13 protein-coding genes and 1 pseudogene are annotated in these 17,325 nt (G+C 70.8%); 11 read left to right on the top strand and 3 right to left on the bottom strand.

Features of this window, described 5'->3' with window-relative positions; genetic code table 11:
* Positions 1 to 163 precede the first annotated feature (163 nt).
* On the top strand, positions 164 to 2,257 hold the full coding sequence (locus GT347_RS09920) for a TonB-dependent receptor family protein (RefSeq protein WP_160551800.1): 2,094 nt from the start codon (positions 164 to 166) through the stop codon (positions 2,255 to 2,257).
* A 3-nt stretch (positions 2,258 to 2,260) separates the two neighbouring features.
* On the opposite strand, the gene hemL is transcribed toward GT347_RS09920, so the two are convergent.
* Positions 2,261 to 3,550, bottom strand: coding sequence for a glutamate-1-semialdehyde 2,1-aminomutase (gene hemL / locus GT347_RS09915; protein ID WP_160551799.1), 1,290 nt, complete (start codon positions 3,548 to 3,550; stop codon positions 2,261 to 2,263).
* A 41-nt stretch (positions 3,551 to 3,591) separates the two neighbouring features.
* Positions 3,592 to 4,554: a bifunctional hydroxymethylpyrimidine kinase/phosphomethylpyrimidine kinase gene (thiD, locus tag GT347_RS09910; protein ID WP_160551798.1), complete on the bottom strand. Its 963-nt coding sequence runs from the start codon at positions 4,552 to 4,554 to the stop codon at positions 3,592 to 3,594.
* Positions 4,555 to 4,691: 137 nt separating this feature from the next.
* On the opposite strand from thiD, the gene GT347_RS09905 reads away from it, so the two are divergent.
* The 7 genes and pseudogenes from GT347_RS09905 (at position 4,692) to GT347_RS09875 (ending at position 14,302) form a co-directional block, all read left to right on the top strand.
* Positions 4,692 to 4,844 carry a rubredoxin gene (locus tag GT347_RS09905; protein ID WP_268236194.1) on the top strand — a complete coding sequence of 51 codons (153 nt, stop codon included), beginning with the start codon at positions 4,692 to 4,694 and terminating at the stop codon, positions 4,842 to 4,844.
* Positions 4,845 to 4,906: 62 nt separating this feature from the next.
* Complete coding sequence (locus tag GT347_RS09900) at positions 4,907 to 5,305, top strand: response regulator (RefSeq protein WP_160551796.1); 399 nt, start codon at positions 4,907 to 4,909, stop codon at positions 5,303 to 5,305.
* A complete protein-coding gene (locus GT347_RS09895; RefSeq protein ID WP_160551795.1) occupies positions 5,305 to 5,670 on the top strand; it encodes a response regulator in 366 nt (121 codons plus the stop codon). Before GT347_RS09900 ends, GT347_RS09895 begins: the two co-directional genes overlap by 1 nt.
* Positions 5,671 to 5,677: 7 nt before the next feature.
* Complete coding sequence (locus GT347_RS09890; RefSeq protein WP_160551794.1) at positions 5,678 to 6,208, top strand: chemotaxis protein CheW; 531 nt, start codon at positions 5,678 to 5,680, stop codon at positions 6,206 to 6,208.
* Between the two features lie 34 nt (positions 6,209 to 6,242).
* Positions 6,243 to 8,615 (top strand): methyl-accepting chemotaxis protein, encoded by a 2,373-nt coding sequence (locus tag GT347_RS09885; RefSeq protein ID WP_160551793.1) that lies wholly within the window; start codon positions 6,243 to 6,245, stop codon positions 8,613 to 8,615.
* Between the two features lie 17 nt (positions 8,616 to 8,632).
* Positions 8,633 to 13,989, top strand: a pseudogene (locus tag GT347_RS09880) (Hpt domain-containing protein).
* A 76-nt stretch (positions 13,990 to 14,065) separates the two neighbouring features.
* Entirely contained in the window at positions 14,066 to 14,302 is a 237-nt protein-coding gene (locus GT347_RS09875) for a hypothetical protein (protein WP_160551792.1), read from the top strand.
* Here GT347_RS09875 and GT347_RS09870 read toward each other — a convergent pair.
* Positions 14,275 to 15,750: a cryptochrome/photolyase family protein gene (locus GT347_RS09870; RefSeq protein ID WP_160551791.1), complete on the bottom strand. Its 1,476-nt coding sequence runs from the start codon at positions 15,748 to 15,750 to the stop codon at positions 14,275 to 14,277. The two genes, GT347_RS09875 and GT347_RS09870, sit on opposite strands and share 28 nt — an antisense overlap.
* 37 nt (positions 15,751 to 15,787) lie before the next feature.
* On the opposite strand from GT347_RS09870, the gene GT347_RS09865 reads away from it, so the two are divergent.
* From GT347_RS09865 to pyrR, 3 genes are read left to right on the top strand one after another with little or no spacing between them, the layout of a single operon-like run.
* Entirely contained in the window at positions 15,788 to 16,387 is a 600-nt protein-coding gene (locus tag GT347_RS09865) for a YqgE/AlgH family protein (RefSeq protein ID WP_160551790.1), read from the top strand.
* The gene (ruvX, locus tag GT347_RS09860; protein ID WP_160551789.1) at positions 16,384 to 16,803 is read left to right on the top strand and encodes a Holliday junction resolvase RuvX; all 420 of its coding nucleotides are present in this window, start codon (positions 16,384 to 16,386) and stop codon (positions 16,801 to 16,803) included. The genes GT347_RS09865 and ruvX overlap by 4 nt, the downstream gene beginning before the upstream one ends.
* Positions 16,800 to 17,324, top strand: coding sequence for a bifunctional pyr operon transcriptional regulator/uracil phosphoribosyltransferase PyrR (gene pyrR / locus GT347_RS09855; protein WP_160551788.1), 525 nt, complete (start codon positions 16,800 to 16,802; stop codon positions 17,322 to 17,324). The genes ruvX and pyrR overlap by 4 nt, the downstream gene beginning before the upstream one ends.
* Position 17,325 lies beyond the last annotated feature (1 nt).

The raw sequence follows: 17,325 nt of genomic DNA, 5'->3' as shown, positions 1-17,325 counted from the left end.
CAGCTGCTGAATCCGGCCCGTGCCCCGGAGGCCTGAGCGAAGCGAGAGAGAAAGTGGGTGCAAACTGTTCTGTTTTTACGCAATCCCCTGCGCCATCGCCGAACAGGCTTTGTGTGAACAATGCGTTCCGCCGCATCCGCGCTTTCAGAATTCCCAAGATCCCATGCCCGTCCTGTTCCCGCGCGGTGTTCCCGCGCTGTCCGCCCTGGCCGCTGCCCTGGCCGCCTTGCCCGCCTTGGCCCAGACCGCCGCTCAGACCGCTCTGCCCACCGTCCAGGTCGAGGCCAGCGCCGAAGCACAGCGCCGATTCGACTCCGCCGCCAGCCAGACCAGCATCGCGGTCGATGGTTTCCGCGCCGAAACCCCGCTGATCAACCTGTCCGAACTGCTCTTCGCCCAGCCCGGCGTGGTGGTGCAGGACCGCCAGAACTACGCGCAGGATTTGCAGATCGCCGTGCGCGGCTTCGGTTCGCGCTCCACCTTCGGCGTGCGCGGGGTGCGCATCCTGGTCGACGGCATCCCCGCCACATCGCCCGACGGCCAGGGCCAGGCGGCCACCGCCCAGCTCGCCTCCGCGGCACGCATCGACGTGCTGCGGGGCCCGCTGGCCCAGCAGTACGGCAACTCGGCCGGCGGCGTGGTGCAGGTCTTCACCCGCGATCCCAAGCCCGGCGGCGGCGCCAGCGCCTCGGTCACCGCCGGCGCCTACGGCCTGCGCGCGGCCGATGCCTCCTTCGACTTTGGCGACCGCACCCTCGGCGGCCTGCTCGACATCTCGCACATGGAAACCGACGGCTGGCGCGAACACAGCGCCGCCGAGCGCACCCAGCTCAACGGCAAGCTGGTGGCGCGGCCCAGCAGCGACACCACCGTCACTGCCCTGGTCAATCTCTTCAACCAGCCGCGCGCGCAGGACCCGCTGGGCCTGACGGCGGCGCAGCTCAAGGCCGATCCGCGCCAGTCGGCCAGCGTCGCCGGCAGCTTCAACACCCGCAAGTCGGTCGAGCAGAACCAGCTCGGCCTGGTGCTGGACCAGCGCCTGGGCGCCCAGGACCGTATCCAGGCGCGTGTCTACGGCGGCCAGCGCGACCTGACCCAGTACCTTTCGATGAGCGGCGCGGCGCTGACCAGCGCGGGCGGCGTGGTGGACCTGTCGCGCCGTTACGGCGGCGCGGGCTTGAGCTGGACGCACAGCGTGCCCACCGCTTCCGGCCTGCCGCTGTCCTGGACCGTGGGCGCCACCGCCGACCGTCAGCGCGAACACCGCCAGGGCTTTGTCAACAACAACGGCGATGCCGGCGACCTGCGCCGCAACGAGATCGACCGCGCCGGCAACAACGACCTGTTCGCCCAGGTCGACTGGCAGGCCACGCCGAACTGGCGTTTCATCGCCGGCGCCCGCGCCAGCCAGGTGAAGCTGTCGGTGGACGACAACTACGTCACCGCCACCAATCCCGACGACAGCGGCAGCCGCACCTATCGCCAGACCAGCCCCGCGCTGGGCGTGGTCTGGAGCGTGGCCGACAACTGGAACCTCTACGCCAACGCCGGCCAGGGTTTCGAAACGCCGACGCTGGCCGAGATGGCCTACAGCGTGGGCAGCACCGGCCCCAACTTCGGACTGGCCGCCGCCAGCAGCAAGCAGGTGGAGATCGGCGCCAAGTGGCAGGCCGAACGCTTCGACCTGCAGGCATCGCTCTTCGAAGCCCGCAGCCGCCACGAGATCGTGCCGGCCGCCACGGTGAATGGCCGCACCGTCTACCAGAACGCCGACGCGGTGGTGCGCCGCGGCGGCGAGCTGGCGATCGCCGGCAAGCCCTGGGGTGCGATGCGCTGGACGCCGCGCCTGGCCTACACCCATCTCGACGCCTTCTTCGACAGCGCCTATTCGACGGCGGGCGGATCGCCCGTCAAGCGCGGCAACCAGCTGCCCGGCACCGCCCAGGACACCGCGCAATTCGGCCTGGACGCCATGCCGCTTGCCGGCTGGAAGGTCGGCGCCGAGGTATCGGTCTCGGCCAAGGCCTTCGCGGACGACCTCAACAGCCAGGCCGCCTCGGGCTACGGCACGGTGGCGCTGAAGGCCGGCCACGAGTTCAAGGCCGGCGGCGTTTCCTGGTACGCCTGGGGCCGCGTCGACAACCTGTTCGACCGCGCCTATGCCGGCTCGCTGATCGTCAACGACGGCAACAGCCGCTTCTACGAATCGGCGCCCGGCCGCAGGCTCACCGTGGGCCTGCGCGGACGCTTCGACTGAGCCTCAGAGCTTCGCGAAGACCTCGGCCGCCGCGGCCACCGTCTCGTCGATGTCGGCGTCCGTATGGGCGCCGCTGACGAAACCCGCTTCGTACAGCGCCGGCGCGATGTACACACCCCGGTCCAGCAGGCCGTGGAACAGCCGGCCGAACTTCTCGGTATCGGTCTTCAGCACCTGGGTGTAGTGCTGCGGCAGGTGGTCCAGCAGGAAGAAGCCGAACATGCCGCCCTGGCTGTCCTTGGCGAAATCCAGCCCGGCCTTGGCAGCGGCGCCGGCCAGGCCGTCGACCAGCCGGGTGGTGCGCGCCGACAGCGAATCGAAAAAGCCGGGCTTGCTGATCTCGTTGAGCGTGGCCAGCCCGCAGGCGGTGGCGATCGGGTTGCCCGACAGCGTGCCCGCCTGGTACACCGGCCCCAGCGGCGCCAGGTGTTCCATGATGGCCCGCGAGGCGCCGAAGGCCGCCAGCGGCATGCCGCCGCCGATCACCTTGCCCATCACCGTGATGTCGGGCGTGATGCCCATCACGCCCTGGGCGCTGTTCAGGCCCACGCGGAAACCGGTCATCACCTCGTCGAAGATCAGCAGTGCGGCGTTCTCGGTGCACAACTCGCGCGCGCGTTTGGCGAACTCGGGGCTGGCGCGCACGAAATTCATGTTGCCGGCGATCGGCTCCAGGATCACGCAGGCGATGTCCACGCCGTACTGCTCGAAGGCTTCCTCGAGCTGGGCCACGTTGTTGAACTCCAGCACCAGCGTGTGCTGCACCACCTCCGGCGGCACGCCGGCCGAGGTGGGATGGCCGAAGGTCGCCATGCCCGAGCCGCCCTTGACCAGCAGCGCATCCGCATGGCCGTGGTAGCAGCCCTCGAACTTGACGATGGTGCGCCGGCCGGTCACGCCGCGCGCCAGGCGGATGGCGCTCATGCCGGCCTCGGTGCCGGAGTTCACCAGCCGCACCATCTCGATGGACGGCATCATCTCGATGATCTTCTCGGCCAGCTCGATCTCGCGTTCGGTCGGCGCGCCGTAGGAGAAGCCGTCCAGCGCCGCCTTCTGCACGGCTTCCAGCACCGCCGGATGGCCGTGGCCCAGGATCATCGGGCCCCAGGAGCCGATGTAGTCGATGAAGCGCTGGTCGTTGGCGTCCCAGAAATACGCGCCCTCGGCGCGCTTGACGAAACGCGGCGTGCCGCCGACGGCGCGGAAGGCGCGCACCGGCGAGTTGACGCCGCCGGGGATGACCTGGCGGGCACGTTCGAACAGGGGAAGGTTGCGGTCTTCGGAAGCGGTCATGGATCTACTGGGGCAGGGGATTCGAAAGAAGGGCGGCGGGCTCAGTGCTGGGTGTCGGGCGGCGGCATGACGAAGCCTTCCAGCGCCTTGGCGATGTCGGGCGATGCCACGTCGCCGGGCGACTCGTCATCTTCGTCCTCCTCGTCGGGCTGGGCCCAGAAGAGGCGGTCGGGCAGCACATTGCCCATGCCGGGGCGAAAGCCGCCGTCGAGGCTGCGGTCGAGGTAGTGCAGGGACTCGGCCACCGCCTCGCCCAGGTCGGAACCGTTGGCGATCAAGGCGGTGAAGGCCGCGGCCAGCGTGTCGCCGGCGCCGGAGAAGGTGGCGTCGAAGAGTTCGAACTTCACCGTGGCCAGCACCGTCTCGGGCGAGGCCAGGCTGTTGTCGACGAACTGCTCCGGCAGCGGAATGCCGGTGACCAGGGTGTAGGGCGTGCCGGCTTCGCTGGCGGCGCGGGCGATGTCGCGGGCGCTCGGGCTGCGCTGGTGCTCCCAGTCGGGCAGCAGCCAGCGCCACAGCGTGCCGTGGTTGCCGATCAGCACCGTGGTCTGCGGCAGCAGCAGTTCGCGGAAGGCGTCGTGGTAGGCATCGATCTCGTCTTCCGACCACCAGGACAGGTCGGGCATGTAGGCGATCAGCGGCAGGCCGTCGTAGTCGGCGGCGATCTCGGCGATCGCGCTCACATTGGCCGGCGTGCCGGCGAAGCCGACCTTGATCGCATCCACCGGCACATCCTCCAGCACCACCCGGGCCTGCTCGGAGACGGCTTCTTCCTCCAGCGCGAAGTGCTCGAAGATGCGGGCGCTGTCGCGCACATAGGTGCCGGTGGCCACCGCCAGCGCATGGCCGCCCACCGAGGCGATCGCCAGCACGTCGCCCGACAGGCCGCCCGCGCCGCTCGGATCGTTGGCATTGAAGACCAGGATGCAGGCCGGACGGCCATCGTCTTCGTCGTCAAGGGGAATGTCGTCGGGTTCGGCAGCGGAGGAGGGTGGCAGGGGCATGAGGACGACGGGGAGATCGGAAAAGCCGGTTTGTCATTGTGCAACGAGCCGGACATCGGAGGGTCCGGTACCAGTCGATACAATCGTTGACTTCGCATTCGAACCCCCGATAAGCTGTGACCGACCCCAAAACCTGGATGTGCCTGATCTGCGGATGGATTTATGACGAATCCACCGGCGTACCCGAAGACGGCATTGCCCCCGGCACGCCATGGGACCAGGTTCCGATGAACTGGACTTGCCCCGAGTGCGGTGCACGCAAGGAAGATTTCGAGATGGTGCAGATCTAAGGGCCGTGGGCCCGCGGGCCGCGCCCTCGGGCCTCAACGACAGACCGCGACAGGGAGCCACCGTGAGCACGAACGTGAAACCCTGCCGGGTCCTGGTGGTGGACGACAGCAACACCATCCGCCGCAGCGCCGAGATCTTCCTCAAGCAGGGCGGCCACGAGGTCACGCTGGCCGAGGACGGCTTCGACGCCCTGGCCAAGGTCAACGATTACGAGCCCGAGCTGATCTTCTGCGACATCCTCATGCCCAAGCTCGACGGCTACCAGACCTGCGCCATCATCAAGCGCAACCCGCGCTTCGCCGGCACCCCGGTGGTCATGCTCTCCTCCAAGGACGGCGTGTTCGACCGGGCGCGCGGCCGCATGGTCGGCTGCCAGGACTATCTGACCAAACCCTTCACCAAGGACCAGCTGCTCACGGTAGTGCAGCAACTGGCCCCCTCGCAGACCGGAGCCCGCTGATGCCCATCCAGAAGGTGCTTGTCGTCGACGACTCCAAGACCGAACTCATGTTCCTCACCGACCTGCTGCAGAAGAACGGCATGCTGGTGCGCACGGCGGAGAACGCCGAGCAGGCGATGTCGCGCCTGGCCGAGGAAAAGCCCGACCTGATCCTGATGGACGTGGTCATGCCCGGCCAGAGCGGTTTCCAGCTCACCCGCACCATCACCCGCAACCCCGCCTATGCGGACGTGCCGGTCTTCATGTGCACCAGCAAGAACCAGCAGACCGACAAGGTGTGGGGCATGCGCCAGGGTGCGCGCGCCTATCTCACCAAGCCGGTCGATCCGGCCGAACTCAAGGCCCGCATCGCCGAACTCGGCTGAGCGCACCATGGCCAATCGTCAGGCCCTGCGCGAACTCCAGAGCCGTCTCGCCAGCCGCCTGCAGGCCGCCCGTGACGAAGGCCCTTCACTGGTCTGGCTGGCGGCCGAGGCCGGCGGTGCCCGGCTGCTGTTCCCGCTGTCGCAGGCCGGCGAGATATTCCCGTGGACGCCGGTGCAGCCGGTGCCCTATGCCGCGCCCTGGTTCCGCGGCGTGGCCAACCTGCGCGGCGCGCTCGCCGGGGTGGTGGACCTGGCCCGTTTCACCGATGGCGAGGTCAGCGGCCCGCCTGCCGGGCCGCTGACCGCCGAAGCCAGCCTGCTCAGCCTCAATGCCCTGCTGGGCGTGCCCTGCGCGCTGGTGATCGACCGGCTGCTGGGCCTGCGCGGCGGCGAGGCCTTCGTGGCGGCCGAGCCGCGCGGCGAACAGGCGCCCGCCTGGCACGGCGCCGTCTACACCGACGCCCGGCAGCAGCGCTGGCAGGAAATCGACCTGCAGGCGCTGGCTGCGCATCCGTCCTTTCTCAGCATTGCCGCCTGAAGGCGGTTGTCGTCCCTCCTGCCCCGAGCGCACCATGTCCGTTGCCGACCAAATCGGAAAATTCTTCAGCCGCAAGACGGGCCGCGGCCCTGCCGGCGGACCGGCGGCGGCCCGCTCGGCCGAGATCGCCCGGGCCCGTGCCGGCGGCTTCGGCTCGCTGCCCGCCGGTGCCCACAAGGCACCCACGGCCGGCGCGCTGCTGGCCCATCCCGCGGCCGACAGTGCGGGCGCCCCGCCGCCGCAGCGCCCGCAGCCGGCGGCGCTGTCGCCCGGCTACGAGCCCAGCCGCATGGTCGAGCCGCCCGGCTTCGACAATTCCGAACTGGTGGCGCTGCCCCTGCTGGGCCGGGCCACGCTCAACCGCCACCAGCGGGTGCTCTACCTGGTGCTGGCGGCCGCGCTGCTGGTGCTGGCCGTGCTGGGCGCACGCGCGCTGAGCCAGGCCAACACCAATGCGCAGCAGCTGGCCGTCACCGGCCAGGCGCTGATGCAGTCGCAGCGGCTGGCCAAGGCGGTGTCCCAGGCCATCACCGGCAGCCAGCAGGCGTTCCCGGACGTGGCCGACAGCGCCGCCACCCTGAGCCGCATCGGCACCGCGCTGGTCGAGGGCGACAGCGAACTCGGCATCCGCCCGGTGGCCTCGGCCTATGGCGACGACATCCTCGCGGCCAAGCCGCTGATCGACCGCGCCGCGCGTAATGCCCGCTCGGTGATGGCGCAGCAACGCACCCTGACCCAGGTCAGCACCTCGCTGCGCAGCATCAACCAGCGCTCGGCCGAACTGCTGGAAACCGCGGAGGCGGTGGCCGCGCTCAAGCTGCAGCAGGGCGCGCCGGCTTCCGAACTGGCCGCGGCCAACCAGCTGGTGATGCTGACCCAGCGCATCGGCAAGTCGGCCAACGAATTCCAGACCGCCGAGGGCGTCAGCCCCGAAGCGGTGTTCCTGCTCGGCAAGGACCTGAACACCTTCAGCGAGATCGCCCAGGGCCTGCTCGGCGGCAGCGTGGAGCTGCGTCTGACGGCCTCCCGCGACGCCCAGCAGCGCGAACAGCTGCAGTCCCTGCTGGCCCAGTACGGCCAGACGCGCAGCCAGGCCGCCGCCATCCTCGGCAGCCTGCAGGGCCTGGTCTCGGCGCGCGAGGCGCAGGTGGCCATCCTGGGCGACAGCGAACCGCTGCGCCGCGCGCTGGAGAACCTGCAGTCGCACCTCTCGCGCGACGCCGGCCTGGATGTGCCCTCCCTGCTGGCCATGCTGGTGGCCGTGCTGGTGGTGCTGGCCGCGGCCTATGGCCTGGCGCGGGTGCTGCTGCTCGACAGCCGCAGCCGCCAGGCCGCGTCCGAACACGAGCGCCTGCGCGCCGAATTCCAGCAGCATCAGGCCGAGGCCATGCAGCAGGAGGCGCGCCGCGTCAACGATGCCAACCAGGCCGCCATCCTGCGCCTGATGAACGAGCTGCAGGCCGTGGCCGAGGGCGACCTGACCCACGAAGCCACCGTCACCGAGGACATCACCGGCGCCATCGCCGACTCGGTCAACTACACCGTCGAGGAACTTCGCGCCCTGGTCGCCGCCGTGCAGACCACGGCGGCCCGCGTGGCGCAGACCACGGCCCGGGTGGACGACACCTCCAGCGGGCTGCTCGAATCCTCCACCGAGCAGCTGCGCGAGATCCGCGAGACCGGCCGCTCGGTGCTGGACATGGCCAGCCGCATCAACGACGTGTCCGGCCAGGCGCAGGAGTCCGCTTCGGTGGCCCGCCAGTCGCTGCAGGCGGCAGACACCGGCCTGAAGGCGGTGCAGGACGCCATCGGCGGCATGAACGCCATCCGCGACCAGATCCAGGACACCTCCAAACGCATCAAGCGCCTGGGCGAGTCCTCTCAGGAGATCGGCGAGATCACCGAACTCATCTCCGACATCACCGAGCAGACCAATGTGCTGGCGCTCAACGCCGCCATCCAGGCCGCCTCGGCCGGCGAGGCGGGCCGAGGTTTCTCGGTGGTGGCCGAGGAAGTGCAGCGCCTGGCCGAGCGTTCGGCCGACGCCACCCGGCAGATCTCCGCCCTGGTGCGCGCCATCCAGACCGACACCCAGGACGCGGTGGCCGCCATGGAGCGCTCCACCCAGGGCGTGGTGCAGGGCGCCCGCCTGTCCGACAGCGCCGGCACCGCGCTCACCGAGATCGACCGCGTCTCGCGCCGCCTGGCCGAGCTGATCGAGGAGATCTCGCGCTCGGCCTCGCGCGAGGCCGGGCTGGCCAATGTGGTGGCCGACAGCATCCAGCACATCTTCGCCGTGACCGAACAGACCGGCGAGGGCACCCGCTCGACCGCCCAGCAGGTGCGCGAGCTCTCGCGCATGGCCGACGAGCTGCGCCAGTCCGTCGCGCGTTTCAAGATCGCCTGAAGCGCGGACGCTGACGCATGGCCATCGCCCAAGACATCACCGACCCCGCCGCCGACCTCGGCCCGCTGGCCTGGATAGAACCCGAGCTGCGCCGCCAGTTCGACCTGGCCGGCCGGGAACTGCGCCGCTATCTGCGCGGCCTGCTGGCCGCCACCGATCCCGATGCGCCGGCGCCCGATGCGGCCCTGCTGCGCTCGGTGCGCCAGCACCTGCACCAGGCCGCCGGCGCGCTGGAGATGGTCGGCATGCGGCCGCTGTCCCGGCTGCCGGCCGCGATGGAGGCGCTGGCGCAGAAGTTCGCCGCCGAACCCGAGCGCTGCGACGAGGCCGCCGTGGCCACCATCGAACGCGCCTGCGCGGCCCTGGCCGAATACCTCGATGCGCTGCTGGCCGGCAAGGCGCCGTCCGCCGTCGCGCTGTTCGCGCAATACCGCGAGCTGCAGGCCCTGGCCGGCAACGAGCGGGTGCATCCGGCCGAGCTGTGGGAGCCGGCCGCGGCGCCGGCCGTCATCGCCCTGGTCGGCACACCCGCGCCGCTGGCCTACGGCACGGCCGCGCGGGGGCAGTTCGACCAGAAGGTGCTGAGTGTGGTCAAGAGCGGCGATCCGGCCGCGGCCCGCACCCTGTCCGAGCTTTCCCTGCGCCTGGCCGCCGGCCAGCCGGAGGGCGCGACCCGCCACTTCTGGCAGGTCTGCGCCGCCTTCTTCGAAGCCCAGGCGCTCGACCTGCTGCCGCGCGACCTGCATGCCAAACGTGTCGCCTCGCGGGTGCTGATGCAGTACAGCAGCCTGGCGCGCGGCGAGGCGCTGCAGCCGCAGCTGCTGCACGACATGCTGTTCTTCTGCGCCCATGCCCGCCCGGCCGCGCCCGGCCAGGCTCCCGCGCTGGCGGCGGTGCGCCAGGCCTGGGCCATGCCGGACGACGCCCCGTCGGACTACGAACGCCGCCGCTTCGGCCGCTTCGACCCGGCCCTGCTGGCCCAGGCGCGCAAACGCATCGCCACGGCGGCCGACAGCTGGTCGGCCCTGGCCGGCGGCGACCGCGGCCGGCTGAAGACGGCGGCCGACCAGTTCGGCCTGGTGGCCGATTCGCTGCGCCGCCTGCATCCGGCCGACACGGTGCTGGCCGGCGCGCTCGCCCGCGCGCTGGAACACACGGTGAGCCGCGGCAGGCCGCCCGCCACCGCACTGGCCATGGAGGTCGCCACCTCCATGCTCTATCTGCAGGCCGCCTACGAGGCCCTGGATGTCAGCGACGAGACCATGGCCGAACAGGCCGCGGTGCTGGCCGGCCGGCTCGACCGCGCGGCCGATGCCGAACTGCCCGAGCCGCTGGCGCCGTGGATGGAGGCGCTCTACCACCGCGTCAGCGAACGCCAGACCATGGGCAGCGTGGTCGAGGAACTGCGCGCCACGCTGCATGAATCCGAGCAGGCGCTGGACCATTACTTCCGCGCGCCCGCCGACACCGGCCCGCTGCTGCCGGTGCCCAGCCAGCTGGGCCAGATGCGCGGCGTGCTGTCGGTGCTGGGCCTGGACCAGGCGGCGCAGGCGGCGGTGCGCATGCGCGACCATGTGGAACGCCTGCTGCTGGGCCTGCCCGCGGCCGGCCCGGAACGCGCCGCCGTGTTCGAGGCCCTGGGCAGCAGCCTGGGCGCCCTGGGTTTTCTGATCGACATGCTGGCCTACCAGCCGGTGCTGGCGCGGCGCCTGTTCGTCTTCGACGAGGGCCGCGGCGTGCTGCGCGCGGTGATGGGCCGGCAGGGCGAGGAAGCGGCGCAGGCGCCGCCGTCCGAAAGCGCCGCGCCGCCTGCTTCGCCGACGAAACCGGATCTGCCGGTGCCCTCCTCCTCGCCGCCCGTGCCGGTGCTCGACGAGGTCGATGACGACGGCGAGAAAGAGCTGCGCGACATCTTCCTGGACGAGGCCCGCGAGGTGATCGCCGCCGGACTCGCCTCGCTGGACCGGCTGGATGCCGAGCCGGGCGAACTGGCCGAACAGGTCGGCCTGCGCCGCGCCTTCCACACCCTCAAGGGCAGCGCCCGCATGGTGCGGCTGGACGGTTTCGCCGAAGCCGCCTGGGCGCTGGAGCAACTGCTCAACAGCTGGCTGGCCGAGCAGGAGGCCTTGCCGACGGAATACCGGCAGCAGTCGCGCCATGCGCTGCAGGAGCTGGCGCGCTGGGTGGAGGACATCGCGCGCGGCGAGGACGGCGCCCGGGATCCGGCGCCGATACGCGCCGCGGCCGACGCACTGCGACTTGGGGTGCAGGAGGCGGTCGTGGACGCGCCTGCAAGCGAGCCGGAGGCCGTGGCCGAAGTGCCGGAGCCAGAGCCAGAGCCAGAGCCAGAGCCAGAGCCAGAGCCAGAGCCGGTGCTGCTGCCGGCGCGGCCGCCGGTCGATCACGAATCCTTGCCGGTGCTGGAAACGGTGTCCGAGCCCGAGCCCGAACCGGCGCTGGAGCCAGAACCGGAACCAGAACCGGCTCCGGAACCGGAGCCGCCCGAGCCCGAGCCCGCACCCGAAATCGAAGAGCCCGAGGAACCCGACACCGACAGCATCAAGGTGATCGACGGCCTGCGCATCCCCATCCCGCTCTACCACGTCTACCTCAACGAGGCGGACGAATGGTCGCGCCGCCTGCTCACCGAACTCGGCGAATGGTCGCTGGAGCTGCACCATGCGCTGCCCGCCTCGGCCAGCGCCCTGGCGCATTCGCTGGCGGGCAGCTCGGGCACGGTGGGCTTCCAGTCGCTGTCGGGCCTGGCCCGGCTGATGGAGCAGGCGCTGGACCGCCTGCACGGCCACACCGAAGGCACGCCGCACCAGGCCGGTGTGCTGGTCGATGCGGCCGAGGACATCCGCCGCCTGCTGCACCAGTTCGCCGCCGGTTTCCTGAAGGAACCCACGCCGCGCCTGGTGCGCGCGCTGCAGGCCCTGATCGACAGCCAGCCGCCGCAGGAAACCCCTTCGGCCGCGCATTTCCTGCACGAGCCCTCGCTGGACGAGCCCGAGGACACGCCGCCCGAAATCCCCGACCGGGTGGACCCCGACCTCTTCCCCATCTTCGAGGAGGAAGGCCTGGACCTGCTGCCCCGCCTGGGCGGTGCGCTGCGCCGCTGGGCCCGCGAGCCCGCGGACCAGGCGCCGCGCGCCGAACTGCTGCGCCTGCTGCACACCATCAAGGGCAGCGCCCGCCTGGCCGGCGCCATGCGCCTGGGCGCCCGTGCCCATGCCTTCGAGACCGACATCGAAGCCTGGGGCGACGGGGAGGAGATCGACGATGCGCAATGGCAGGCCCTGTTCGGCCATGCCGATGCGCTGCAGACCCTGTTCGATGCCCTGCGCGAAAACGATGACGGCCATCAGCCGCAGGCGAGCGCCGCCCCCGTTGCCGAAGCGCCGCCCCGGCCGTCACCACGACGACAGAATCAGGCGCCGAACCGCCCGCCGCCCCGCCGGGCATCACCGTGCCGGTGCGCCCCCCGCTGGTCGCGCCGCAACGCCAGGCCGGCGGCGCGGTCCGGGTGCGGGCCGCGCTGCTCGACCGCCTGCTCAACCAGGCCGGCGAAGTGATGAGCAGCCGCTCCCGGCTCGACGCCCGCCTGTCGCGCATGCGCCAGTCGCTGGGTGAACTCGGCGGCAACCTCGACCGCCTGCGCGGCCAACTGCGCGACGTGGAAGTGCAGTCCGAATCCCAGATGCAGTCGCGCCTGGCGCTCAGCAAGGACAGCGCCGCTGCGTTCGATCCGCTGGAGTTCGACCGCTTCACCCGGGTGCAGGAGCTGACCCGCATGATGGCCGAGTCGGTCGACGACGTGGCCACCGTGCAGCGCAACCTGCAGCGCGGCCTGCAGGAGGCCGAGGACGAACTCGTCGCCCAGGGCCGCCAGGCCCGCGAGCTGCAGCGCGACCTGCTGCGCACCCGCATGGTGGAGTTCGACAGCATCGCCGAGCGCCTGCACGCGGTGCTGCGCCAGACCGCCAAGGAGGCCGGCAAGGCGGTGGCCCTGGAGATCACCGGCGGCTCGGTCGAGATGGACCGCGGCCTGCTGGAGCGGCTGATGCCCAGCTTCGAACACCTGCTGCGCAATGCGGTGGTGCACGGCATCGAGCCTTCGGCCGAGCGCCAGTCGCTCGGCAAGCCGGCCACCGGCAGCGTGGCGATCGCGTTGCGCCAGGAGGGCAACGACGTCGGCATCGACATCAGCGACGACGGCGCGGGCCTGGACCTGCGCCGCATCCGCGACAAGGCCCTGGCCAGCGGCCTGCTGGCCGCCGATGCGCAGCCCAGCGAGAGCGCGCTGGCCGAGCTGATCTTCGCGCCCGGCCTGTCCACCGCCGACGAACTCACGGCGCTGGCCGGACGCGGCATCGGCATGGACGTGGTGCGCTCGGAAGTGCAGTCGGCCGGCGGCCGGGTGGGCATCCATTCGCTGGCGGGGCAGGGCATGCGTTTCTCGCTGACCCTGCCGCTGACCACCGCCGTCACCCAGGTGCTGCTGCTGCGCGCCGGCGGGCTGACCATCGGTGTGCCGGCCACGGTGGTGGAGCTGGTGCGCCGCGCCAGCGCCGCCGATCTCGATGCCGCCTATGCCAAGGGCAGCCTCACCCATGGCGGCCAGGAGCTGCCCTTCTTCTGGTGCGGCGCCTTGCTGCAGGCCTCGCTGGCCAGCCAGGAGCCGGTCGGCCGGACGCGCCCGGTGGTCGTGCTGCGCAGCGCCCAGCAGGGCGTGGCCCTGCATGTGGATGAAGTGCTCGGCCAGCAGGAAGTGGTGGTCAAGAACCTGGGACCGCAGCTCTCGCGCCTGCCCGGGCTGTCGGCCATGACCGTGCTGCCTTCGGGCGCGGTGGTGCTGGTCTACAACCCGGTGGCGCTGGTCAATGTCTATGGCGAGCGGGTGCGGGCGGCCATCGCGGCCGGCGCGGCTTCCGGCCTGGTGGAGGGGGATGCGCCGCCGGTGGTCGATACCGGCGCCGACCAGCCGCTGGTGCTGGTGGTCGACGACTCGATCACCGTGCGCCGCGTCACCCAGCGCCTGCTGCGGCGCGAGGGCTACCGGGTGGCGCTGGCCATCGACGGCCTGCAGGCCCTGGAGCGGCTGCGCGAGGAGCGCCCGGCCCTGGTGCTCTCGGACATCGAGATGCCGCGCCTGGACGGCTTCGACCTGCTGCGCCAGCTGCGCGCCGACCCGGCCACGGCGGATCTGCCAGTGGTGATGATCACCTCGCGCATCGCCGCCAAGCACCGCGAGCATGCGATGGCGCTGGGCGCCACGCACTACCTCGGCAAGCCCTATCCGGAAGAGGAGTTGCTGGGCCTGGTGCGGCGCTACACGGCGGCGCCGGCCCCGGAGGATTTCGGGCCGGCTTGAAGCCCTGCGCCCGGCGCCCTTGCGCGCCGGGCGTGCGGGTTAGCGTGGGCCTTCGAACCCAACCGGAGGAATCGCCATGCTCAAGCCCGTCCAGCGGTCCGGCACGACACCCGCGCATCTGGAAAAACTGTCCGAAAGCCTGCAGGGACCGGACGGCCGCTGGCTGCGCCACGCCTTGCGCGACGGCCATCTGTGGCGTCTCACCCTGCTGCTGGAAAGCCGGGGCATGGGCATGCAGGCCCCGCCCGCGGCCCGGCAGGACACCGAGGAACTCGACCTGATGGACTACTTCGGCGGCCGCGCCGCCGAATAACGCGCCAGGGTTTTCTGCCGCGCCGTCTCGTGGTCCACGATGGGCTCGGGATAGTCGCGGCCCAGCACCAGGCCGGCGGCTTCCAGCTCGACCGGCGTGGCGGTCCAGGGCGCGTGGATCTCGTCGTCCGACAGGCGCGCCAGCTGCGGCAGGTAACGCCGGATGAACTTGCCGTGCGGATCGAAGCGCCGGCTCTGCGTCACCGGGTTGAAGATGCGGAACCAGGGCTGGGCATCGCAGCCGGTGGAGGCCGCCCACTGCCAGTTGCCGTTGTTGCTGGAGAGTTCGAAGTCGTTGAGGTGCTCGGCGAAATAGGCCTCGCCCCGGCGCCAGTCGATGCCGAGGTCCTTCACCAGGAAACTCGCCGCCACCATGCGCAGGCGGTTGTGCATGTAGCCGCTCTGGTTGATCTGGGCCATGGCGGCGTCCACCAGCGGGTAGCCGGTGCGGCCCTCGCACCAGGCCTGGAAGTGGGCGTCGGCCTGCTTGCCGTGCTCCCACTTCAGCGCGTCGTATTCGGGGCGGTAGGCATGGCCCACCACATGCGGCTGGTGGTAGAGGATCTGGGTGAAGAAGTCGCGCCAGATCAGCTCGCCCAGCCAGGTCTCCGCGCCCTTTCGGCTGCCGCCGTGCTGCAGCCGCTGGTAGGCCGCATGGGCCAGCGCGCGGACCGACACGGTGCCGAAACGCAGGTGGATGCCCAGGTAGCTCGGGCCCTTGACTGCGGGGAAGTTGCGGGTGTCGTCGTAGTCGTCGAGCCGGTCGAAGAAGTCTTCCCACAGCTGCTGGCCGCCGCTCATGCCGGTGGGGATGCCGAGCTGCTTGAGGTTGGTCGGCTCGAAGCCCAGCGCGGACAGCGGCGGCACCGCCTCTCGGAAACGCTCGGGCCGCGCGGCCAGCGCATGGGCATGCTTCTCGACGGGATAGCCGCGCAGGTAGAAGTCATCCACCTTCTTCAGCCAGGCGCGTTTGTAGGGCGTGAACACGCTGAAGGCGGTGCCGGCCTGGGTCATCACCTCGTCGCGTTCGAAGATCGTGTGGTCCTTGCCGAGGTGCAGCACGATGCCGGCATTGGCCAGCGCGCCCAGCACCTGGGCGTCGCGCTCCAGCGCATAGGGCTCGTCGTCGTGGCTGGCGAACACCGCCTGCACGCCCAGGTCGCGTGCCAGGTGGGGCAGCACCGCCTGGGCCTTGCCGTGCAGGGTGATCAGGCCGCCGGCCTCGTGGCCGGAGAGTTCGCGCAGGGAGCGATCGACCTCGACCAGCGAATCGTGGATGAACTCCACCCGCCGGTCGGCGCGCGGCAGCGCCTCCAGTATGGCGGTGTCGAAGACGAAGGTGCAATAGACCTTGGCACAGCTGCGCAGGGCATGGTGCAGGGCGGCATGGTCGTCGGTGCGCAGATCGCGGCGAAACCAGACGAGGCCGGCGGAATACTTCTTGTCCATTGGCGGGGCGGTTTCGTGGCGGGCCTAAAATCGGGCCATGTCTGCCGATTCTGCCCCCATCAACCTGACGCATCATTTCCTGATCGCCATGCCGGGGCTCGAAGATGCCCCGTTCGACCGCAGCGTCGTCTATCTGTGCGAGCACAGTTCCAAGGGGGCGCTGGGCTTGATCATCAACAAACCCAGCGACATCAACCTCAAGAAGCTGTTCGACAAGGTCGATCTCTCGCTCGGCCGCAGCGATCTGCGCGAGACCCCGGTCTTCAACGGCGGCCCGGTGCAGACCGAACGCGGCTTCGTGCTGCACGAGGCGCTGGAGGCCATCGGCGTGCCGGCCGACGAGTCGGTCTACGCCTCCACCATGACGATCCCCGGCGGCCTGGAGATGACCACCTCCAAGGACGTGCTCGAAGCCATCTCCACCGGCGCCGGCCCCAAACGCGTGCTGGTCACGCTCGGCTATTCGGCCTGGGGCGAGGGCCAGCTGGAGAGCGAGCTGGCCGAGAACAGCTGGCTCACCGTGGGCGCCGACCTGTCGGTGATCTTCGATGCGCCCGTCGAGAAGCGCTACGACCTGGCGCTCAAGCTGCTCGGCCTGGAGATGTGGATGCTGGCGCCCGGCGCGGGGCACGCATGAGCGGTGGCCCCGCCCCGGCCGCCGTCCCGCCGGGCTTCCAGACCTTTCTTGCTTTCGACTACGGCCAGAAACGCACCGGCGTGGCCAGCGGCAACCGCCTGCTGCGCAGCGCCACGCCGCAGGCCACCGTCAAGGCCGAGGGCGATGCGCGTTTCGCGCTGATCGCCGCCCGCATCAAGGAGTGGCAGCCCGACGCCCTGGTCGTCGGCGTGCCCTTCCATCCCGATGGTGCCGAGCACGAGAACACCGTGCGCGCCCGCAAGTTCGCCCGCCAGCTGCACGGCCGTTTCGGCCTGAAGGTCTACGAGGTGGACGAGCGCTACAGCACCACCGAGGCCCTGTCCCAGGGCGCCCGCGATGCCGACGCCGCCTCGGCCTGCATCATCCTCGAACAATTCCTCAGGAGCCTCGATTGAGTTCTGCCCCTCCTGGCGCGTCCGGCGCCCTGTTCCTCGACGCCGAGGCGCTCTACGGCGAGCTGCTGCGCGGCGTGCGCGGCCTGCTCACGCCGCGCACCCGGCTGGTCGGCATCGCCTCGGGCGGCGTCTGGCTGGCCGAGCGGCTGCAGCCCGAACTCGGCCTGCACGATGCGCCCGGCATCATCTCTTCCGCCATGCACCGCGACGACTTCGCCCAGCGCGGCATGTCGGCCAGCGCGCAGACCACCACCTTGCCCTTCGACGTGGACGGCGCCGACGTGGTGCTGCTCGACGACGTGCTCTACACCGGCCGCACCATCCGCGCCGTGCTCAACGAGCTGTTCGACTACGGCCGGCCGGCCAGCGTGAAGCTGGCGGTGCTGGTCGACCGCGGCGGCCGCGAGCTGCCGGTGCAGGCCGATTTCGCCGCCGCCCGCGTGGCGCTTCCCGCCAGCCAGCAGCTGGCCCTGGGCCGCGACGGCGCAGGCCGCTTCACCTTCCAAGTCGAGACCGCCTGAC

The sequence above is a fragment of the Xylophilus rhododendri genome (assembly GCF_009906855.1).
GTDB classification, from domain to species: Bacteria; Pseudomonadota; Gammaproteobacteria; order Burkholderiales; family Burkholderiaceae_C; genus Xylophilus; species Xylophilus rhododendri.
Note: the sequence above shows the minus strand (reverse complement) of the source record. Positions and strands in the feature narration are given on the sequence as shown.

Bases quoted from the DNA above. Each gene is read 5' to 3' on its own strand.
- GT347_RS09895 (WP_160551795.1), top strand. From the start codon at position 5,305: ATGCCCATCCAGAAGGTGCTTGTCGTCGACGACTCCAAGACCGAACTC.
- thiD (WP_160551798.1), bottom strand. From the start codon at position 4,554: ATGCCCCTGCCACCCTCCTCCGCTGCCGAACCCGACGACATTCCCCTT.
- ruvX (WP_160551789.1), top strand. From the start codon at position 16,384: ATGAGCGGTGGCCCCGCCCCGGCCGCCGTCCCGCCGGGCTTCCAGACC.
- GT347_RS09870 (WP_160551791.1), bottom strand. From the start codon at position 15,750: ATGGACAAGAAGTATTCCGCCGGCCTCGTCTGGTTTCGCCGCGATCTG.
- GT347_RS09905 (WP_268236194.1), top strand. From the start codon at position 4,692: ATGTGCCTGATCTGCGGATGGATTTATGACGAATCCACCGGCGTACCC.
- hemL (WP_160551799.1), bottom strand. From the start codon at position 3,550: ATGACCGCTTCCGAAGACCGCAACCTTCCCCTGTTCGAACGTGCCCGC.
- GT347_RS09920 (WP_160551800.1), top strand. From the start codon at position 164: ATGCCCGTCCTGTTCCCGCGCGGTGTTCCCGCGCTGTCCGCCCTGGCC.
- GT347_RS09885 (WP_160551793.1), top strand. From the start codon at position 6,243: ATGTCCGTTGCCGACCAAATCGGAAAATTCTTCAGCCGCAAGACGGGC.
- GT347_RS09875 (WP_160551792.1), top strand. From the start codon at position 14,066: ATGCTCAAGCCCGTCCAGCGGTCCGGCACGACACCCGCGCATCTGGAA.
- GT347_RS09890 (WP_160551794.1), top strand. From the start codon at position 5,678: ATGGCCAATCGTCAGGCCCTGCGCGAACTCCAGAGCCGTCTCGCCAGC.
- GT347_RS09865 (WP_160551790.1), top strand. From the start codon at position 15,788: ATGTCTGCCGATTCTGCCCCCATCAACCTGACGCATCATTTCCTGATC.